We start from the raw sequence: 18504 nt of genomic DNA, 5'->3' as shown, positions 1-18504 counted from the left end.
GAACGCCGTTCCGACAGATCGCAGGAAACTGTCGAAGGCGGGGTGGGTCCGGTTGAGGGGGCGAGAGCGCCATGGATGGCGCGACCGAGGCTACATGGACGTATTCACGCCGTCCCCCGCAACCGGACCCACCCCGCCTCCTCACAGGAAACCCGCTGTTGCTTCGGCTGTTGCTTCTGAGGTTGCCGGCCAGCGGCCGGCACTACCACGGGTGCCGGGCGCAGCCCGGCCGATATCCCCTGCTTGACCGCAGCCGGGGCGCCACGGAGAATTCCGCGACTAATTCTCATTTGCTGTTGCGCAGGATGCGGGCGGCAGCCCTCCAGGCCCTCCTCCTTCGATGTTCAAGAACGTCCTGTTCCAACTGCACTGGCTGCTGGGCATCACCGCCGGTACCGTGCTGGCCGTGATGGGCCTCAGCGGCGCCGTGCTGTCCTTCGAGGATGAACTGCTGCGGGCGGCCAATCCCGGCTTCGCCGAGATCGCCGAGCACCATGCCGACGGCCAGCTTCCGCTTGAACTCAGCGAACTGGTGCCGCTGCTGCAGGCCGGCAGTGATCGCCCCCTGCAACGCCTGCGCGTGGATGCCACCGGGCAACGGCCCTCGGTGGCGCGCTTCGCCGGTGGCAAGGAACACTGGGTCTACTTCGATCCGTACACCGGCGAGCGCTTCAGCGCCCTGCGCGGGCAGGCGTTCTTCGATTTCGTCGAGGACCTGCACCGCCACCTCGCCGCCGGCGAGCGCGGCAAATGGATCACCGGCAGTTGTGCCATCGCGCTGCTGTTCTTCACCCTGTCCGGGCTCTACCTGCGCTGGCCGCGGCGCTGGTGGCACTGGCGCAGCTGGCTGGCGGTGGAATGGAAACGCAGCGGCCGTGGCTTCCTGTGGAGCCTGCACTCGGTGGTCGGCACCTGGGTGCTGTTGATCTACCTGATGAGTGCGCTGACCGGCCTGTGGTGGTCGTTCGACTGGTATCGCAGTGCCGCCAACACCCTGCTGGGCGTCGCACCGGCCGCCAAGCACAAGGTCGCCACCGACGCCGCCCTGAACCTGGAACGCATTGAAGCCACGCTGTACGCACTGCCCGGCGTGCGCACGGGCTACATCGACCTGCGCCTGCCGGAGAAGCCGGGGCAGGCACTGAACGTGCGGGTGATGGCCGGTGATCCGTCGCAGCGCGGCGGCCAGCATGACCGCGCGCATGATCTGCTGCAGCTGGACCCAGGCACGGGGGCCATGCTCGATGCCCGCCCCTATGCGCGCCAGGGCGCCGGCGCGCAGCTGGCCACCAGCGTGTTCGCGCTGCACTCGGGCAGCTACTTCGGCGTGCCCGGGCGTGTCGTGGTGATGCTCAGCAGCCTGGGCATGGGCCTGTTCTTCATCACCGGCTGGATGCTCTACCTGGACCGCCGCCGCAGCCAGCGCGCCGCGCGTGACCTGCGCCAGTCGCTGCCAGCAACGCCTGCCGATGGCGGTGGTACGCCGTGGCTGGTGGTGCATGCCAGCCAGAGTGGACTGGGAGAACAACTGGCATGGCGCGCCGCCGCGCAGCTGCAGGCGTCCGGTCATGCGGTGCAGGTGCTGCCACTGGCCCGCGTCGATGCCGCGCAGCTGGCACGCACCGCGCAGGTGCTGTGGGTACTGAGCACCTTCGGCGACGGCGAGCCACCGGATGCGGCGCGAGGCGCTGCACGACGGCTGATGGCACAGACACTCGACCTGTCAGGCCTGCAGTTTGGACTGCTGGCGCTGGGTGACCGACAGTACCCGCACTACTGCGGCTTCGGTCGCCAGGTTGATGGCTGGCTGCTCGGCAACGGCGCGCGCCCGTTGTTCGACCGCATCGAAGTCGATGCCGCCTCGGTAGCGCCCTTGCGCCAATGGCAGCTGCAGCTGGGCGCGCTGACCGGCATCGTCACCGATGACAGCGTGCTGCCGGCGGCCACGCAGATGCATGAGTGGCGGCTGCTCGGCCGCGACCGGCTCAATCCGGGCAGCATCGGTGGTGCCATCTGGCGCATCCGTCTTGCGCCACCGGCCGACGTGCAGTGGCAGGCGGGCGACATCCTGCATATCGCGCCCCGGCACAACGCACGGCACGCCAGCGCCGTGTTGAAGGCACATGGGTTGGATCCGCTGCAGCCGCTGCTGGTGGACGGCCACCCACGCACCCTGCTGGCGCTGGCCAGTGAACGCGAGCTGCCCGAGGCCGACGCCGCGCTGGCGGTGCAGGATGCCTGCCTGTGGCTGTCCGGATTGCCAACGCTGCCCGGACGCGAATACTCCATCGCCTCCTCCACGAGTGATGAAGTGGTGGAACTGGTGGTGCGCCTGGTGCATGACCTGTCGGGTCGAGCCGGGCTGGGCTCGGGCTGGCTGGCGCTGCATGCCCCGGTCGGAGCCAGCATCGTGGCCCGTGTGCATCGCAACCCCGGTTTCCATCGCATTGGCGGTGTGCCGATGGTGCTGATCGGCAATGGCACCGGCATCGCGGGTCTGCGCAGCTTGTTGCGCGAAGCTGCCCATGCAGGCGAGCACGGGCACTGGCTGCTGTTCGGTGAGCGCCAGCGCGCGCACGACTTCCTGTTCGCCGACGAGATCGAAGCGTGGCAGGCCGATGGCCATCTCGCGCGGGTGGACCTGGCGTTCTCGCGCGATGGCGAAGGTGGTTACGTGCAGGATTGCCTGCATGCCGCCACCGATGCGCTGCGCGAATGGATGCAGCGTGGCGCGGTGATTCATGTCTGCGGCTCGCTGCAGGGCATGGCCGAAGGCGTGGACCAGGTGCTGCGCGCTGCGCTGGGCGATGAGGTTGTGGAAACGCTGCTGGAGACCGGGCGCTACCGGCGCGACGTGTACTGAGCCACAAGGGTAGTGCCGGCCGCTGGCCGGCAGGATCATCGACGGTGCCGGCCAGCGGCCGGCACTACCGGAGCGGGATCAGGCCGCAGCGCGCGCCTGTGGCATCGACTGCAGACGGAACGCGCCCACGGCTTCTGCCAGGGCATGCACCTGCGCCTGCATCTGCGCGGTCGAGGCCCCCGCCTCTTCCACCAGACTGGCGTTGCGCTGTGTACTGGCCTCCATCTGCACGATGGTCTGGTTCACCTGGGCGATGCCGGCATGCTGGTCCTGCGACGCGCTGCGGATCCCGGCCAGCAGATCCGCCAGCTGCTGCACGCTGCCGACAATCTCGCCCATCGTGGTGCCAGCCTGCTCGGCCTGCTGGTTGCCCTGCCCGACACGCGTCACCGAATCCTCGATCAATCCCTTGATCTGTTTGGCCGCCTCCGCACTGCGCTGTGCCAGCAGGCGCACTTCGGCAGCCACGACGGCGAAGCTGCGGCCCTGCTCTCCGGCACGCGCCGCTTCCACCGCAGCATTCAGCGCGAGAATGTTGGTCTGGAAGGCGATGCCATCAATCAGCTGGGTGATGTCACCGATCCGCCGTGAGGCTTCGCTGATGCCATGCATGGTGGCCACCACCTGGCCGACCGCCTCGCCGCCACGCTGGGCCACTGCCGCCGCGCCCTTGACCAGCGCATCCGCACGGCCCGCGGCATCGGCATTGCGGCCAACAGTGTCGGTCAGCTCGTGCATCGACGCTGCCGTCTCTTCCAGGTTGGCCGCCTGCTGTTCGGTACGCTGCGACAGATCATGGTGACCGGCGACGATCTCACCAACACCGGTGTCGAGGCTGGACGTGGCCTGCTGGATGCGGGTGACGATGCGGCCCAGTTGCGCGACGGTGGCGTTGGCATCGTCGCGCATGCGCGCGAACACGCCCTGCAGTTCACCTTCCATGCGCACGCTGAGGTCACCGCGGGCCAGCGCGGCCAGAAGCGCCTGCAGATCGCCAAGGTTGGTCTCGAAGGTGGTCAACAGGCGATTGATGCTGGTCGACAGCGTACGCACAAAGCCCTGCTTCCCCTCCAGCGCGATGCGACCGTGCAGGTCACCGTGCGCGGCCGCGTCGACCAGGGCTGCCACTTCGGTTTCCAGCAGGGTTTCCAGCGCGCGACTGCGCCATTCCACCGCCACGCCGAGGAAATGCCCCTCGTCGACAATGGGATTGGCGATCAGCTGATAGCGGACACCGCAATGGCCGATCTCGCGTTCTTCGCGTTGTCGCACGCCGGCCAGGCTTACCAGTGCCGGATGCAGGCGTACCGCATCGCTCCCCACCAGCTCATCGCCCTGACGTTCCAGCTGCTCCAGCAGCGCCGGATTGGCGTACGCCACCAGGCCTTCGGCATCGACCACCATCAGCCCGGTCTGCGCACTGTCCAGCGCCTGGCGCACGCGGGTGTTGCCGCGCGCCACAGCACGTTCGGTCTCGATGCGCGCACGCAGGCGCTGCTGCATGTCGACCAGGCGTCGGGCCAGCTGGCCGATCTCATCGTTGGCGTTGTAGACGCGCAGCGTGGTGTCCAGGCGGTCGTCGGCGATGTCGCTGGCGAAACGCAGGGTGTCCTGGATCGGCTGGCGCACCGCACGCAGCACCAGCACCAGGCTGGTGATCAGCACGCCGGCCACCAGCAGCAGGGTCAATGCGAACAGCACGCTCATCGTGCGCGCGCCGACCTGCTGGCGCGCCTGCGCCCTGGCCAGCGCTGCCACCTGCACCTGCTGGAAAGCGGCAAGCGCCGGCGCTACGCCCGCGGCGGTATCCAGCAGCGACTGCGCTTCCACATCCAGGCCGACGCGGGCCGCGGTATACCCCAGCAGGGCGCCTTGATAGCCCTCCATCCCGGTGCGCAGGGCGTCCTGCGCATCCGCGGGCAGGCCCGCCAGCGCGAGGTCGAACGGCAGCTTTTCCTCGCTGGCGCGGTCGGCGTGGGTGGAATCACCGTCGAGCAGCAGCAGGGCCTCCTGCCTTCGCATCTTCTGCAGGGACAGCGCCAGCGACGGCCGCTGCAGCGCATCCACCTGTGCCTGCAGGGTTTCGGCGGCCTGCTGCAGCTGTGCAGCGAGGCCGGCCTCACCGCGGCCCATCTCGTCGACCCGTTCAAACAGGGCGGCGACACCCTGCGAGAACGCGTCGGCCGATTCGGTCAGCACCTGCAGCGCCTTGCGCCGGCCGGCGTCCATCGGCATCGCGCGAAGCGCCTGCAGGTCAGCCTGCAGGGCCTTCTGTGCTGCCAGCAACTGGCTGCGGTCAGCATCATCGAAACTGCGTGCATACTGGGTCTGCAGGCGGCGCGCTTCGGCCACCCGCGTGGACAGGCTGGCAGCCAGATCGCTGCCGCGCTGGTAGCTGGCCTGGCTGCGCGCGGCCAGGGCGTTGGCATGGCCAGTCCAGGCGTAGACAGCGGCGATCGCCACCAGCCCCAGGCCACAGACCCACAGGGTCGCCTTGAGCTTGTTGGCCACGCTGAGCCGGTGTGGTTGCAGCCACAGCAGCAGGCCGGGGGACGCCGAGCGCAACGTGGCAAGACGCGTGCGCAGGGACCGGAGGTGGGGGACAACGGCCGACATGACAGACTCCAGGCGGAAAGACGCACCTGTATCGGCCGGATTCAGGGCAACTTTAGGCCTTTTTTCGTCTGCGTCCCCCGTCACTGGCGGACGCGGTCTTTGTACCGGGTGCAGGCGACGGGGGCATGACACGGCCGCCGTGCTTGACCTCAACCCCGGTTGGGGGAGCACAGTGGACCTCCCTTCCCCGCCCGGTGCCCCCATGACGACGCTCGATGTCCCCCGCTACCTGCAGCGCCTGCAGCTGGATGCGCCGCCACCACGGACCCTGGCCGGCCTGACCCTGCTGCAGCAGCGCCACAACGCACTGCTGCCCTTCGAAACCCTCAGCTGCCTGCTGCGCGATGCGGTGCCGATCGACCTGGACAGCGTGCAGCGCAAGCTGCTTGACGAGCGCCGCGGTGGCTACTGCTTCGAGCTCAATGGTGGGTTGCTGGCGCTGCTGCAGGCCTTGGGCTTCGATGCCCAGCCATTGAGCGCGCGCGTACTGCTGGCCGCCCAGGACGGCGAACTGACCGCGCGTACCCATCTGCTGCTGCGCGTGCACGTGGACGGCGATGACTGGCTGGTGGATGCCGGTTTTGGCAGCCTGACGCCGACCGTACCGCTGCGCCTGCATGACCCGCAGCCGCAGGCCACCCCGCACGAACGCTACCTGTTGCAGCGGTTGGAAGACGGCGGTGATTTCATGCTGTCGGCCGAATCCAGCGACGGCTGGCGGGTGATGTACCGCTTCGATCTGCAGGCGCCGGCGCCGATCGACAACGTGGTGGGCAACTGGTACGTATGTACCCATCCCGATTCCAGTTTCCCCGGCCAGTTGCGCGCGTCGCTGACCGGGCCGGACTGGCGCCGCACCATCGGCAGCGGCAACTACACCGAGTACCGCCCCGGACAGGCACCGGACAAGCGCCCGCTGCATGATGTGGGTGATGTGCGCGACGTGCTGGAGCAGCGCTTCGGCATCCAGCTTCCGGACGACCCGCGGCTGGATCCCGCGATCAACGACTGGCTGCAGCGCTCACGCGCCGCGACGCTGTAGAGTCGAGCTTGCTCGACTGATGCATCTACGGCGACGTCAAAATCAGTCGAGCAAGCTCGACTCTACAGATGCGCGCACCGCAGCGTTGACGTTACGGCGCTGTGCGCGCCTGCAATGCGATACGGTTGCCTTCGCTGTCGCGGATCTCGGCTACACGCCAGTCACCCGCATCGGCCGGGCCGAAGCGCAGCTCGGCTCCGGCCTGCAGCGCACGGTCGAGGCTGGCATCCAGGTCATCGACGCCGATGTAGATGCGCGCGCCCTGCTCGGAAGGCAGATAGTCCGCGCCGTGCACCAGCGCAATGCTGGCACCGGCAGCCTCATCGGAAAACGGTAGATAGGCCATCCGGCAGTCGTGCAGCACGATGGGTTCGTCCACCGCAACCTGCAGCCATCGCTGGTAGAACGTGATGGCCCGGTCCAGGTCACTGGCCGGGATTTCCACATGCAGGATCGGGTTCATTGACGCTCCTTGCGCGGCTGACTCAGATGATGCGCAGGGTAATCGCCTTCAGGACCGCGCGGGTACGGTCGCGGGTGCCGAGCTTGTCGAGTATGGCGGACACGTAGTTCTTCACCGTGCCCTCGGCCAGGAACAGGCTGCGCGCGATCTCCTTGTTGCTGTAGCCCCCGGCCAGCAGGCGCAGGATTGCCACTTCACGTTCGCCGAAGGTATCGGTGGGCGGCGCTTCATCGTGGAAGCGGTAACGCGCGCGCACCGGATCGGTACTGACCGGCAGCAGCAGGGTCTCGCCAGCGGCAACGCGTTCGATGGCCTCGCGCAGGTCGGCCGGCGCGGCATCCTTGAGCAGGAAGCCCTGTGCGCCGGCCTCGCTGGCGCGCAGCAGCAGATCACTTTCATCGAAGGTGGTCAGCAGCAGCCACGGCGTGGCATCGCCGCGCGCCCGCAGCTGGCGCAGTGCCTCGATCCCATCCAGCCCGGGCATGCGGATGTCACTGAGCACCACGTCCACGCGCTGCGTATCCAGCGCATCCAGCAGGGCCTGGCCATCCTCGGCCTCCAGCACCACGTCCACCCCCAGGCCCTGCAGCAGCGCACGCAGGCCTGCACGCACCAATGCCTGGTCGTCGGCCAGCGCTACGCGGATTGCGGCCGGGCTCATGCCGGCAACCGCGCGGTCAGATGCATGCCGCCCTGCGCGGTTCGGGCCAACTCCAGCCGCCCCTGTACGGCCGCCAGGCGCTCGCGCATGCCGGCGATGCCATTGCCCTCGCGGATGCGTTCGGCGCGCTGGCCATCATCGCGGATATCGATACGCAACTGGGATTCCTCTTCACTGATCGTCAACCACACGGTGTCTGCATTGCCGTGCCGGGCGGCATTGGTCAGGGCCTCCTGTACCAGCCGCAGCACGGTCTCGGCCATCAACGGGTCAGCCACGCGCACCCCGTCGCCGATCTGCAGCTGCAGCTTCGGTCGTGGGAAGGGTGCGGCCAGCGCATGCAGCGCGGTGGCCAGATCGAGGCCACGATCATCGCGCATCGACTGCACCACCTGGCGGATGTCGGCCAGCAACTCGCCGGACAACTGTTCGGCCAGCACCAGCCCTTCGCGGCCGGCCAGCGCAGGGTCAGCGGCCAGGACGCGCAGGTTGAGTCGCATCGCGGTGAGCTTGTGCCCGGCCACATCGTGCAGCTCGCGCGCCAGGCGCAGGCGCTCGGCATCGCGTGCGCTGTCGGCCAGCAGCGCGCGGGTGGCCAGCAGGTCGGCGTTGACCCGGGCCAGGTCATCGCGGGCCAGCGCCGTGCTGCGGGCATAGTGCGCGGTCAGCGCGGCGAAGGCCTGGAAACCGCCATACAGCAACACCACCAGCAGCGGCTGGCTGAAGCCGCTGTGGCGGAGCACGGCATACACCGCCAGGTTGGCCAGCAGCGCAACGCCCAGCACGAAGCGCGGCGGCCAGTGTTCGGCCAGCTGTGCAACCAGCACCACCAGCAGCACCGGGGCGGTACCGGTACGCGGCTGCAGCGCAACCAGCACAACCGCCAGCAGCGCCTGCAACACCGCAGCAGCGGCGCGCACGCGGGATGGCATCGACGCCCAGCCGTGCACCACGAACAGCAGCAGGAACACAGCAAGCAACAGCAGGCTCAGCCCGGCGCCACTGCGCTGCACTGCGAACGACAGGCCGACCACCAGCACGGTGATCAGGCCGGCAAGGCTGAGCGGACGCAACAGATGGCGGAACAGGCTGGGCATGGCCAGATGCTGACGGCCGCGCACGCCGGCGGCAATGGGTCCGGCGCAGAAAGTGACTTCTGGCACGTCGAATCGATGACCACTGGCCCTGAACCCGGTGCAGCGCCCCACGCAGACTGGCTCCACACCGCCACACACACTTCCGGAGCCACTGCCATGATCCGCACCGCCCTGCTCAGCACTGCCTTGACTGCCCTGGCCCTGGTCGGCAGTGCCCACGCCGCCGACCTGGCCGTGACCGTGCACGACGTCCGCGCGCAGACCGGCACCCTGCGCGTTGCGCTGGTCGACAACGCCGCCGCCTGGGACGGCAAGGCCAAGCCCGTGCAGGCCCAGCAGGCGGCGCCCAGCGGCGACAGTGCCCACTTCACGTTCAAGGGCGTGCCGGCCGGCAGCTATGCCGTGCTGCTCACCCACGACGAGAACGACAACGGCAAGCTCGACACCAACCTGGTCGGGATGCCGGTGGAAGGCTACGGCTTCAGCAACAACCCGCAGGTGATGCGCAAGCCGACCTTCGACGAGGCGCGCGTCGACGTGCCGGCCGCCGGCACCGCCATCGACATCACCCTGCGCTGATTCCGCATCCATACCCGAGGCCACCATGGACCGTCGCCGCTTCCTTCGTACCCTGCTCAGCAGCAGTGCCTGTCTGGCCCTGGGCGCCACCGCGCTGCGCAGCGCTCCCGCCTTCGCCGGCGACCCGGCGCGGTTCGCGCAGGGCATGCAGGAACACCCGTGGCTGCTTGGCTGGCGCAGCGTCGGCAGCGAAAGCCTCGGCCCGACCACCGTGCAGTTGCAGGGAAAGCTGCCGTCAGGCCTGGCCGGTACGCTGTACCGCAACGGCCCGGCGTGGACCGAGCGCGATGGCTTCCGCTATGACCACTGGTTCGACGGCGACGGCATGGTGCATGGCTGGCGCTTCAATGGTGATGGCAGCCTGACCCATCACGGGCGCATGGTCGCCACGCCGAAATTCACCCGTGAACAGAAGGCCGGCCGCTTCCAGTATCCGGCTGCCGGCACCAGCGTTCCCGGTGCGCTGGCAGTTCGAAACAACGACGATGCCAACGTGGCGAACACTTCGGTAACCATGATCAATGGCCGCCTGTTCGCGCTGTGCGAGTCCGGTTCGGCGTTCGAAGTAGATCCCGATTCGCTGCAGACACTGGGTCCGGTGACCTGGCGTCCGGACCTCGCTGCACTGCCGTTCTCGGCGCACCCGCTGCGCGACCGCGACGGCAGCCTCTGGAACTTCGGCTCGATCAGCCTGATGGGGGGCCATGGCCTGCTGGTCTGGCACATCGGTGCGAACGGCCAGCTGCGCAGCGCCAATGTGATCGAAACACCCGAGCATGGCTACCTGCATGCCTTCGCGATGACCGACCAGCACCTGGTGTTCGTGATGATGCCGTTCGATTTCACCGGCGCAGGCGGCAGCTTCTTCGAGCGCATGCAGTTCGCACCTCAGCGTCCTGTACGCATCGCGGTGGTCGCCAAGGATGCGCCGGACAAGGCGCAATGGTTCGAGGCCCCGTTCGCGGCGATCTACCACTTCGGCGACGCGTTCACCCGCGATGGCGGCATCGTGCTGCGTGCAGTGCGCCACGACGACATCAATGAGGCGCGCTCGCCGATGAAGGAAGCGATGGCCGGTGATGGCGCACACGCTGCCAACAGTGGCGCCAGCCTGGTCGAGCTGCATCTGGACCTGCGTCGTGGCCAGGCCCGCTGGCAGCCGCTGGGCATCAGCGCAGTGGAGTTCCCGTTGTTCGACCCGCGCTCGGCGAACACACGTGGCGCACGGCTGTATGCGCCGACCATCGACGGCACGGCCAATGCGCCGTACTTCAACGCCGTGGCCGCGTTCGACATCGAGCACGGGCGCCGCCAGCTCTGGAACTATGGCCCGGACATCATGGCCGAAGAGCATGTGTTCGTACCGCGCCCGGGCAGCCGCAACGCCGATGATGGCTGGCTGATCGGCACCCTGCTTGACCCGGTGAACAAGCGCAGCGGCCTGGCGGTGCTCGATGCCCGCCACCTGGACGACGGTCCGCTGGCACAGGCCTGGCTGCCCTATGCGGTACCACTGGGCTTCCACGGCACCTTCGCCGCGCGCGGCTGATTCCACGCCACGCGGACACCGTTATTGGCATGCTGGGTCTCCCCTGCCCCGTGGAGTCCCGCATGTCCCTGGCCGACCACCGAAGTACGCTGGCACCACACGGTTTCCTGCGCGTGGCGATCAACCTGGGCAACCCGGTGCTGGCACAGGGCGATGCGCGCTCACCGCGCGGCCCCTCACTGGAACTGGCTACCGCATTGGCGCAACGGATGGGGGTGCAGGCTCGCTTCACCTGCCACGATGCCGCAGCCTCGGTGGTCGAGGCAGCAGGCGAAGACGGCTGGGATCTGGCCTTCCTGGCCATCGATCCGGCACGTGCCGACCGCATTGCCTTCAGTGCCCCGTACCTGGAGATCGAAGGTACCTATCTGGTGCGCGCGGACAGCCCTGCGCAGCAGGTAGCCGACCTGGATCGCGAGGGGCTGCGCATCGCGGTGGGGCGTGGCGCGGCCTATGACCTGTTCCTCAGTCGCGAACTGCGCCATGCCACGATCGAGCGGGCGGAGACCTCGGCGGCGGCCATCACCCTGTTCGATCAGCAGCGCCTGGATGCCGCCGCCGGTGTACGCCAGCCGCTGGAAGCATGGGCGCAGGCGCATCCCGGCCACCGTGTGCTGGCCGACCGCTTCACCGCGATCCAGCAGGCAGTGGCGGCGCCGGCCTCACGCCCGGCCGATGCATTGCGGGCGTTGTTCGAGGAAGTGGAGGCGATCAAGGCCGGCCCGTTGCTTGAGGCAGCGTTCGCGCGTGCCGGGCAGGCGGTCACGCTGGTGCGATGACTGTAGAGTCGAGCACCAGCAGTCGAGCATGGCTCGACGCTACAGATCCAGATGCAATGGTCGAGCATGGCTCGACGCTGCAGATCCAGATGCAATGGTCGAGCATGGCTCGGCGCTATAGATGTGCGTCTGCCATGTGCCGCACATGCTCGGCGGCCTGCGCATGCAGCCAGTCGCGGAACGCGAGGAAACCGGGATGGCTGGCCGAGCGCTGCGGGTACACCAGCCAATGCGGCCAGTCGGTTTTCAGGCGCTGGCTGGACAGTGCAACCAGCTGGCCCGAATCCAGCAGCAGCCGCGCCCGCGTCACCCGCCCGAGCGCTACGCCCACGCCATCCAGAGCGGCGCGATGGTGCGCCTCCGAATCATCCAGCACCGCCACGAAACGCGACGGCGGGCTCTGCCCGCTCAACGCGAACCAGGCGCCCCACGCGCCGTCCGGATCACCGAGCAGCGGCCACCGGGTCAACGGCACACGGTCAATGCCGCCCATGCGTTCGATCAGCGCCGGGCTCGCCATCGGCACCAGCCACTCGTCGAACAGCGGTTCCACCACCAGGCCCGGCCATTGCCCGCTGCCCAGACGCAGCGCGGCGTCGAACTGGCGCTGCCGCTCGAAATCGATCAGGCGTTCACTCGACTGCAGGTTGATCTCGATCTGTGGATGCTCGGCCACGAAGTGACCCAGGCGCGGCACCAGCCAGGCCGACGCCATCGACGGCACCGCGCTGATCGTCAGCACGTGCTCGGCACGTGCGGCATAGGGCTGGAAGGCTTCGTTGATCGCATCCAGATGCGGTCCGACCTGGTCGAGCAGGCGCTGCCCCTCAAGGGTGAGGGTGACACCACGCGGCTGGCGGATCAGCAGCGGCTGCCCGAGCCGTTCTTCCAGCTGCCGCATCTGATGGCTGAGCGCACTGACGGTCACATTCATCGACGCCGCGGCACGCGACAGGTTGCCGAGCCGGGCAGCAGCCACGAAGCCCTGCAGGGCGTGGAGCGGAGGGCGGGACATCAGGCTTGAATTCCTCTCAAGGCATGCTTGCGGAAATGTCGCTTTTTGCCCGTCCATGCTGCCCGTATCGTGCAATCCACTCAAGTGGAGGCACGCTCATGAACATCTTCAGCGGCTTGTTGTTCCTGCACGGCCACGTGGCCAGTGCCGAGCTGGCACGCCAGCTGGCCAGCCCGTCGCCGACGCCGCCGCCCAGCACCGCCCCCGGTAGTGCCGGCCGCTGGCCGGCAAACTCGTCGACCGGGAAACCTGCAGCTGCCAGCCAGCGGCCGGCACACCCCTAACGCTGCAGCGCTTCCTGCACCGCGGCAGCCACGTCGGTGTTGTCGATGTAACTGCCGTCGTTCCAGCGCACGTGCTGACGGTAGCCGGCATCAACGCCCCGCACGCGCTGGCCCAGCAGCTCCGCGCCCGCGCCCTTGGCCCACAACGGCACCAGCGCATTGGAATGGTTGCCGGTGGGACGGAAGCTGATCCCGGGCATGCGCCCACGGCCGTTGTTGCGCACCGGCTCGAAGGCGACGTTCTGTGCATCCGGGCCCATCGGCATGCTGTTGTCGTGGTCGGTGGTGACGATCAGCAGGTTGCGCTCCCAGCCACCGTTGCGTTCGATCCACTCGATCACTGCTGTCACCGCGTCGTTGAACTCCACGGTTTCCTCGATCAGCCGGCCGTACTGCGGCTGGTCGCTGCACTGGCCGTAGTGCCATTCAGTGCCGCAGGCACTGGTATGCGCCGCCCAGTCGGTGGCGCCGCCTTCCACCATCAGGAACAGGCCGTTGGACGAACGCTGCTGCAGGAATTGCAGCGCACCACGGGTCATGGTCGCAAGATCCGGCACGCTGTCGATCTTCCTCACACCGGAAGGCGTGGCCGCATCCTTGCCCAGCACCTGCAGCTGGCGCGCCTGCTGCAGCGTGTTGGCCACGCGCGGTACACCGATCAGCGGCCGGTCGGCCGGCAACCGTCCCTGCGCCAGCGCGGCGAACGCTTCCTTGCTGCGGATCAGGCGCCACGGCCCGGACGGATTGCCGGCAATGGTGCTGCCCGCTTCCAGCTGCTGCCAATCCTGCGGCGACACCCACTCCCATGGATTCGCGCAGCCCTCGGCCTTGGCCGCGCCGGCACTCTCGTCACAGGCGCGACCATCAACGCTGTAGCCCGGGCCGCCGGTGCCCATCACCAGATCCATATGCCCCTGCGCCAGCATCTGATGGGCGATGGCGTGATAGTTGTTGCGCGATTCGTTCTGCGCCGCGAACGCGGCCGGCGTGGCATGCGCGAACGGTACCGAAGTCACCACGCCGGTGGCCATGCCCAGGCGCTTGGCGCGCAGCGTATTGAACTCGACCGGATTGCCATCGTTGTTGAAGTTGATGGCGTTGTTGTAGGTCTTGATGCCCGAGGACAACGCGGTGCCCGCCGCCGCACTGTCGGTAGCCACCGCAGCCAGGTACTGGTAGCCCGCAAACGGCAGGTCCTGCGCAGGAACCGGTGTGTCATCCCAAGCCTTGCCCGCGTCGTAGCCCAGGGTCTGCGCGTTGTCGCGGGTCGGCTGGCTGCTGGCGTTCAACGGGAAGGTGGTTACCGCCAGGCGCTGCGGAAAATCCGCATACGGCGCCCGTTCGCGGCTGCCGTATTGCCAGTAGGCGGCGGCGTCCCAGGTGCCCCAACCGGCGCCGTCGTTGATCATCACGATCACGTTGTGCGGGCGCGCTGGGCCGGAAGCAACAGCCTCGGCGCGCAGATTGGGCTGGCAGCCGCCAAGTGCGGCCAGCGCGAGCAGCAACGAAGAATGAAGCCAGCGGCGTGGAATGCGTGCAGTCATCGGGTGTCCCGTCGGGCCATCGGCGGCCCACAATGTCGATACGTTATATCGTTGCAATATTGCAGCTTCGTGCAGCCACTGCACACTATCCTGCAGGGCCCCCACTGCCATCCTCGTTTCCATGCCGTCTCCTGCTCCTGCGCATGCACCGCTGTCCTCCATCACCCTCGATGCGGCAACGTTCGCGGTGATTCACCAGCACAACGCGGACATCGCCAGGCAACCGGCCTCGCTGACCAAGCTGATGACCGCCTATGCGGCGTACGAATGCGTCGAAGAGAACGGAGGCGCGTGGGACGAAGCGGTCACCATCGCCGCCGGGGATGTGCACGCGGTGGCCGATGATGAAACGCGCATGGGCCTGGTTCCCGGTGAAACAGTCACCCTCGCGCGCCTGCTGGAAGGACTGATGATCGTCTCCGGCAATGACGCGGCGCTGGCCATCGCGCGCCATCTGGACGGATCACAGCCTGCGTTCCTGGAGCGCATGAACCGGCACGCACGCCAGCTCGGCCTGCGCAGCAGCTGGTTCGCCAGCGTGTCCGGCATCACCACCCCGCACCATGCGTCCAGCGCGCGCGACATGGCGGTGCTGGCCGCCTGCCTGTTGAACGATCATCCGCAGATCCTGGCGATCACCGCGCAGCGCGTGTTCGCGCACGGCAGCTTCAGCCGCAGCAACCAGAACGCCCTGCTTGGCGATGACGGCGTGGATGGCTTGAAGACCGGCTACACCCAGGCCGCAGGCTTCTGCCTGGCCGCCACCGCCTGCCGGGCAGTGCCCGGGCGGGATCAGCCGGTACGCCTGATCACCGTGGTGCTGGGTTCTGAAAGCCGCGACGCACGCGATGCCCTTGTGCGCGAGCGGCTGGCCGCCGGGTTCGCGGCGCTGGCCGACAGCACCGCCGACGCCTGAGCGGCTCAGCGCCGCTTGACCGTCGCCACGATCAGCCGCTGCAGCTCGGCTTCGGCTGCGGCCTTGTCCAGCGCGCCTGCTGCCACGGCTTCGGACAGGGCTTCGGCCGCACCGAGAATCGCCCAGCGCCCGGCCAGTGGCACCGTGCCGTCGGCAGCAAACGGGCCCAGCCAGGCGTCGCAGTTGTCGATGAAATCCTGCTGGTAACGCCGCCGTACCTCGTGCAGTTCCGGAGCGCCCACCAGCGCGGCGAGGATGCCCTGCACTTCACTGCCCTGGCTGAGGATGCAGTCGATGTAGCCGGAGGCGATGGCCGCCGCACGATCGGCCAACTGCGCCCGTGCGCGGCCGATGCGCTCGTTGAACACCACCGTCTGGCGGCCGTCGTAGTCATCGTAGAGCGCGGCCAGCAGGCCGTTGCGGGTCACGAAGTGATCGTAGGCCACCGGCTTGGTCACGCCCGCGGCCTCGGCCAGCCGGCCCAGGGTCAACGCGTCGGTGCCTTCTTCACCAACCAGCGCCCAGGCCACGTCCAGCAACTGGCGGGCGCGTTGCTCGCGGGTCAATCGACGGCGCGTGGGAGCGGCGTTGGCAGGCATCGGCGGAACACGGCGATCAGTGCATCGGAGTTCCAATTTTACGGCCGATCGCCAGCGCGGTCTGCAGATGCGTTTCGGCCGCACCGGTATCGGCATCCAGCAGCAGTTCTGACGTCAGCACGTGCGCGCCGCAGTAGTCGAAGATGCCCATGTCGATCTGCGTCTTCATCGCCGCGCCGTAGCCGCGCCGTTCGATCATGTCCGCGCCGGCCCCACCGATGCCGACCAGGTGCACGCGCAACCGCTGCAGCTTCTTCTGCACCTTGCCGTCTGCACCGTCCTGGTAGGCCCAGCCCTGGGTGAACACGCGATCGATCCAGCCCTTCAGCAGTGCGGGGAAAGACCACCAGTACAGCGGGTAGACCAGTACCAGCGTGTCGGCAGCATCCAGCCGCGCCTGCTCGGCGGCGACGTCGGCTGGAGGTGCGCCGGTGCCACGGAACAGCGCCTGGTCGTGCGTGTTGAAGCGCGGATCGAAGCCTTCGGCCATCAGATCGGCATGGGTCACGGTATTGGCGGTATCCGTTGCGGTGATGGCTTCGCCGATGCGCCTGGCGATGGCATGGGTCAACGCGGCGGATTCAGGATGGGCGGTAACGATGAGGGTGTGCATGGGGGATGTCCGGAATTCACTACCTACCAATAGTAGGTAATGGCGCCCGGGACACCAGCGCCATGCGTGGGACGCTGTTTCCGCATCCGCCGTATAGTGCGGCGGTTCCCGCTGAGATACCCGACGATGCACCGATACCTGCTCGCCCTTCTGCTGGCCCTGCCGATGGCAATGGCCGTTGCGCCAGCGCTGGCCGGTGAGCTCAGTCCGGAAGACTCGGCCGCATTGCGCCAGGACGTGCAGGCGATGATGGGCGCATTCGCCCGCGGCGATGCCGAGTTGATCATCGCCCGAACCCATCCCAGCCTGAAGCGCCTGGCCGGGGGCGATGAGGCCTATGCGCGTATGACTCGCGACACCCTGAAAGAGCTGCGCAAGGCCGGGGTCACCATCATCAGCGACGAGGCCGGCGTGCCGGGCCACACCTATGCAGCCGGTGATGAGGAAGTCTGCTTCGTGCCACGCCAGTCGCTGCTGCGCGTGCGCGAGGCGCCGATGCGCAGCACCTCGTTCATGCTCGCCGTGCGCCGCGTCGGCACAGCCCAATGGAGTTTCATTGACGGTGCTGCGTTGCTGGACAATCCCGCGCTGCTGCGGCTACTGCTGCCGGCGTTGGAGCCTGGGGTGACGCTGCCCAAGGGTGGGATGGAAGCGCTGTAATCGCAGGCGCATCCATCCACGCATGGCGTGGATCTACTATCCCTGCTGGTCTGGGACTGCACCGGGATTTCGCTCAACGGAACAGCGCGTTCAACGCGGCCCCGGAAGCCGCCTGCTGCAGGCCGTCGAAGCGTCCGTCGTGCACGATCGGCTGTGTCGCCAGCATCAGTCCGCCCCACGCAGCACGGGCCAGTGCGCCGCCCAGGCTGATCCGGCGTACGCCGAGAGCAGCGATGTCCTGCAGGCGCAGCGGTGTCGGCCCACCGACCAGCAGGTTCACCGGCTTCGAACCTGCGGCGGCAACCACCGCGCTGATCTGCTCGCGCGTGCTGATGCCCGGTGCATACAGCACATCGGCGCCGGCCTCGGCATAGGCGCGCAGGCGCTGCAGGGTGTCCGGCAGATCCGGCACGCCGACGAAGAAGTTCTCGGCACGGCCAACCAGCAGCACGTCGCCGCCCGCGCGGTCGATGGCTGCACGGGCAGCGCGCAGACGCTCCACCGCCTGATCGATCGGACGCAGCGGTGCATCGGCGACGCCGCTGGCATCCTCGATCGACAACGCCGCGATGCCGGTGTCGATCGCCGCGGCCACCGCCTCCTGCACCTTCTGCGGCGTATCACCGAAACCATCGCCGAAATCGGCGTTCAACGGCAGCGGCGTCGCTGCCGCCATCAGGCGCAGATGGTCCAGCGTGGCCTGCAGCGAAACCGCTCCGTCCGGCCGCCCTTCGCTCCAGGCACAGCCGGCACTGGTCGTGGCCAGTGCCTGGAAGCCCTGCCGCTGCAGGTAGCGCGCACTGCCCACGTCCCACGGATTGGGCAGTACGAAGCACCCTGCTGCATGCAGCTGACGGAAGGCCGCGCGCTTGCGTTGGGTATCGGCATCGGGCGAGGTCATGGCGGGCTCCGGGGCGGCAGACCTGCACCCTAGCCCGCCCTGCAGCCGGGCTCAACGACGACGGCGCAAACCTGCATGAGGTGATGCCACCTGCTTATTGGACGCTGTGGATGCAGGTGCCCGAGCGTGCTTGCCTGCCCACACGATGCCGCCACGGAGCCCTTCATGCACCCGGACCCGCTGACCTTGATCGACGCCGGCGACGATGACGCCCACTGGGCCGACCTGCTTTCGCCCACACGCCGCCGCCTGATCGCTTCGGCCGGTCTGGCCGCCGGCGGCCTGGCCAGTGCCTCGACCGCCGCCGCAGCCCCCCACAGCGG

17 protein-coding genes and 1 pseudogene are annotated in these 18504 nt (G+C 68.1%); 9 read left to right on the top strand and 9 right to left on the bottom strand.

Going from position 1 to position 18504, the window contains the following annotated elements; genetic code table 11:
- Positions 1–340: 340 nt before the first annotated feature.
- Positions 341–2863, top strand: coding sequence for a sulfite reductase flavoprotein subunit alpha (locus QRO95_RS21785; protein ID WP_285303464.1), 2523 nt, complete (start codon positions 341–343; stop codon positions 2861–2863).
- A gap of 78 nt (positions 2864–2941) precedes the next feature.
- Here QRO95_RS21785 and QRO95_RS21780 read toward each other — a convergent pair whose 3' ends face one another.
- Entirely contained in the window at positions 2942–5479 is a 2538-nt protein-coding gene (locus QRO95_RS21780) for a methyl-accepting chemotaxis protein (protein WP_285303463.1), read from the bottom strand.
- 202 nt (positions 5480–5681) lie between these two features.
- On the opposite strand from QRO95_RS21780, the gene QRO95_RS21775 reads away from it, so the two are divergent.
- Positions 5682–6521: an arylamine N-acetyltransferase gene (locus tag QRO95_RS21775; RefSeq protein ID WP_132810871.1), complete on the top strand. Its 840-nt coding sequence runs from the start codon at positions 5682–5684 to the stop codon at positions 6519–6521.
- Between the two features lie 91 nt (positions 6522–6612).
- Here QRO95_RS21775 and QRO95_RS21770 read toward each other — a convergent pair whose 3' ends face one another.
- Genes QRO95_RS21770 through QRO95_RS21760 form a run of 3 tightly spaced genes read right to left on the bottom strand, consistent with a single transcriptional unit; the run spans position 6613 to position 8742 of the window.
- Complete coding sequence (locus QRO95_RS21770) at positions 6613–6984, bottom strand: VOC family protein (protein ID WP_125895608.1); 372 nt, start codon at positions 6982–6984, stop codon at positions 6613–6615.
- A gap of 22 nt (positions 6985–7006) precedes the next feature.
- Complete coding sequence (locus QRO95_RS21765; protein WP_032129575.1) at positions 7007–7645, bottom strand: response regulator transcription factor; 639 nt, start codon at positions 7643–7645, stop codon at positions 7007–7009.
- Positions 7642–8742 (bottom strand): sensor histidine kinase, encoded by a 1101-nt coding sequence (locus QRO95_RS21760; protein ID WP_285303462.1) that lies wholly within the window; start codon positions 8740–8742, stop codon positions 7642–7644. The genes QRO95_RS21765 and QRO95_RS21760 overlap by 4 nt, the downstream gene beginning before the upstream one ends.
- Before the next feature lie 156 nt (positions 8743–8898).
- Here QRO95_RS21760 and QRO95_RS21755 point away from each other — a divergent pair, with 156 nt between their 5' ends.
- The 3 genes from QRO95_RS21755 to QRO95_RS21745 all read left to right on the top strand — a co-directional run bounded on the left by QRO95_RS21755 (position 8899) and on the right by QRO95_RS21745 (position 11649).
- Positions 8899–9321 (top strand): DUF2141 domain-containing protein, encoded by a 423-nt coding sequence (locus QRO95_RS21755; RefSeq protein WP_071227891.1) that lies wholly within the window; start codon positions 8899–8901, stop codon positions 9319–9321.
- A gap of 25 nt (positions 9322–9346) precedes the next feature.
- Positions 9347–10870: a carotenoid oxygenase family protein gene (locus QRO95_RS21750; protein ID WP_285303461.1), complete on the top strand. Its 1524-nt coding sequence runs from the start codon at positions 9347–9349 to the stop codon at positions 10868–10870.
- A gap of 62 nt (positions 10871–10932) precedes the next feature.
- The gene (locus QRO95_RS21745; protein WP_285303460.1) at positions 10933–11649 is read left to right on the top strand and encodes an ABC transporter substrate-binding protein; all 717 of its coding nucleotides are present in this window, start codon (positions 10933–10935) and stop codon (positions 11647–11649) included.
- A 115-nt stretch (positions 11650–11764) separates the two neighbouring features.
- Here QRO95_RS21745 and QRO95_RS21740 read toward each other — a convergent pair whose 3' ends face one another.
- Positions 11765–12664, bottom strand: a complete 900-nt coding sequence (locus QRO95_RS21740; RefSeq protein WP_285303459.1) for a LysR substrate-binding domain-containing protein — start codon at positions 12662–12664, stop codon at positions 11765–11767.
- A 98-nt stretch (positions 12665–12762) separates the two neighbouring features.
- On the opposite strand from QRO95_RS21740, the gene QRO95_RS21735 reads away from it, so the two are divergent.
- On the top strand, positions 12763–12948 hold the full coding sequence (locus QRO95_RS21735) for a hypothetical protein (RefSeq protein ID WP_121504266.1): 186 nt from the start codon (positions 12763–12765) through the stop codon (positions 12946–12948).
- Here QRO95_RS21735 and QRO95_RS21730 read toward each other — a convergent pair.
- On the bottom strand, positions 12945–14492 hold the full coding sequence (locus QRO95_RS21730) for an alkaline phosphatase (RefSeq protein WP_285303458.1): 1548 nt from the start codon (positions 14490–14492) through the stop codon (positions 12945–12947). The genes QRO95_RS21735 and QRO95_RS21730 overlap by 4 nt on opposite strands.
- 121 nt (positions 14493–14613) lie before the next feature.
- Here QRO95_RS21730 and QRO95_RS21725 point away from each other — a divergent pair, with 121 nt between their 5' ends.
- Positions 14614–15408, top strand: a complete 795-nt coding sequence (locus tag QRO95_RS21725; protein ID WP_121504264.1) for a D-alanyl-D-alanine carboxypeptidase family protein — start codon at positions 14614–14616, stop codon at positions 15406–15408.
- Positions 15409–15413: 5 nt separating this feature from the next.
- Here the strand turns inward: QRO95_RS21725 and QRO95_RS21720 are convergent, their stop codons facing one another.
- Together QRO95_RS21720 and QRO95_RS21715 are read right to left on the bottom strand one after the other, a co-directional pair.
- Positions 15414–16007, bottom strand: a complete 594-nt coding sequence (locus QRO95_RS21720) for a TetR/AcrR family transcriptional regulator (RefSeq protein WP_032129566.1) — start codon at positions 16005–16007, stop codon at positions 15414–15416.
- A 16-nt stretch (positions 16008–16023) separates the two neighbouring features.
- Positions 16024–16620 (bottom strand): NAD(P)H-dependent oxidoreductase, encoded by a 597-nt coding sequence (locus QRO95_RS21715; RefSeq protein WP_121504263.1) that lies wholly within the window; start codon positions 16618–16620, stop codon positions 16024–16026.
- Between the two features lie 126 nt (positions 16621–16746).
- Between QRO95_RS21715 and QRO95_RS21710 the strand changes: the two genes are divergently transcribed.
- Entirely contained in the window at positions 16747–17280 is a 534-nt protein-coding gene (locus QRO95_RS21710; protein ID WP_285303457.1) for a hypothetical protein, read from the top strand.
- Positions 17281–17353: 73 nt separating this feature from the next.
- Here QRO95_RS21710 and QRO95_RS21705 read toward each other — a convergent pair whose 3' ends face one another.
- Complete coding sequence (locus QRO95_RS21705; RefSeq protein WP_285303456.1) at positions 17354–18181, bottom strand: oxaloacetate decarboxylase; 828 nt, start codon at positions 18179–18181, stop codon at positions 17354–17356.
- Positions 18182–18346: 165 nt separating this feature from the next.
- On the opposite strand from QRO95_RS21705, the pseudogene QRO95_RS25410 reads away from it, so the two are divergent.
- Positions 18347–18504: pseudogene (locus QRO95_RS25410) on the top strand (aromatic ring-cleaving dioxygenase); the annotation flags it as partial.

Origin of the sequence: Stenotrophomonas maltophilia group sp. Smal13 (genome assembly GCF_030236855.1) — a bacterium.
Lineage (GTDB): Bacteria > Pseudomonadota > Gammaproteobacteria > Xanthomonadales > Xanthomonadaceae > Stenotrophomonas > Stenotrophomonas maltophilia_A.
Note: the sequence above shows the minus strand (reverse complement) of the source record. Positions and strands in the feature narration are given on the sequence as shown.

What these genes read in the sequence shown, in the direction of transcription:
- QRO95_RS21785 (WP_285303464.1), top strand. Translation starts at nt 341, where the DNA reads ATGTTCAAGAACGTCCTGTTCCAACTGCACTGGCTGCTGGGCATCACC.
- QRO95_RS21780 (WP_285303463.1), bottom strand. Translation starts at nt 5,479, where the DNA reads ATGTCGGCCGTTGTCCCCCACCTCCGGTCCCTGCGCACGCGTCTTGCC.
- QRO95_RS21775 (WP_132810871.1), top strand. Translation starts at nt 5,682, where the DNA reads ATGACGACGCTCGATGTCCCCCGCTACCTGCAGCGCCTGCAGCTGGAT.
- QRO95_RS21770 (WP_125895608.1), bottom strand. Translation starts at nt 6,984, where the DNA reads ATGAACCCGATCCTGCATGTGGAAATCCCGGCCAGTGACCTGGACCGG.
- QRO95_RS21765 (WP_032129575.1), bottom strand. Translation starts at nt 7,645, where the DNA reads ATGAGCCCGGCCGCAATCCGCGTAGCGCTGGCCGACGACCAGGCATTG.
- QRO95_RS21760 (WP_285303462.1), bottom strand. Translation starts at nt 8,742, where the DNA reads ATGCCCAGCCTGTTCCGCCATCTGTTGCGTCCGCTCAGCCTTGCCGGC.
- QRO95_RS21755 (WP_071227891.1), top strand. Translation starts at nt 8,899, where the DNA reads ATGATCCGCACCGCCCTGCTCAGCACTGCCTTGACTGCCCTGGCCCTG.
- QRO95_RS21750 (WP_285303461.1), top strand. Translation starts at nt 9,347, where the DNA reads ATGGACCGTCGCCGCTTCCTTCGTACCCTGCTCAGCAGCAGTGCCTGT.
- QRO95_RS21745 (WP_285303460.1), top strand. Translation starts at nt 10,933, where the DNA reads ATGTCCCTGGCCGACCACCGAAGTACGCTGGCACCACACGGTTTCCTG.
- QRO95_RS21740 (WP_285303459.1), bottom strand. Translation starts at nt 12,664, where the DNA reads ATGTCCCGCCCTCCGCTCCACGCCCTGCAGGGCTTCGTGGCTGCTGCC.
- QRO95_RS21735 (WP_121504266.1), top strand. Translation starts at nt 12,763, where the DNA reads ATGAACATCTTCAGCGGCTTGTTGTTCCTGCACGGCCACGTGGCCAGT.
- QRO95_RS21730 (WP_285303458.1), bottom strand. Translation starts at nt 14,492, where the DNA reads ATGACTGCACGCATTCCACGCCGCTGGCTTCATTCTTCGTTGCTGCTC.
- QRO95_RS21725 (WP_121504264.1), top strand. Translation starts at nt 14,614, where the DNA reads ATGCCGTCTCCTGCTCCTGCGCATGCACCGCTGTCCTCCATCACCCTC.
- QRO95_RS21720 (WP_032129566.1), bottom strand. Translation starts at nt 16,007, where the DNA reads ATGCCTGCCAACGCCGCTCCCACGCGCCGTCGATTGACCCGCGAGCAA.
- QRO95_RS21715 (WP_121504263.1), bottom strand. Translation starts at nt 16,620, where the DNA reads ATGCACACCCTCATCGTTACCGCCCATCCTGAATCCGCCGCGTTGACC.
- QRO95_RS21710 (WP_285303457.1), top strand. Translation starts at nt 16,747, where the DNA reads ATGCACCGATACCTGCTCGCCCTTCTGCTGGCCCTGCCGATGGCAATG.
- QRO95_RS21705 (WP_285303456.1), bottom strand. Translation starts at nt 18,181, where the DNA reads ATGACCTCGCCCGATGCCGATACCCAACGCAAGCGCGCGGCCTTCCGT.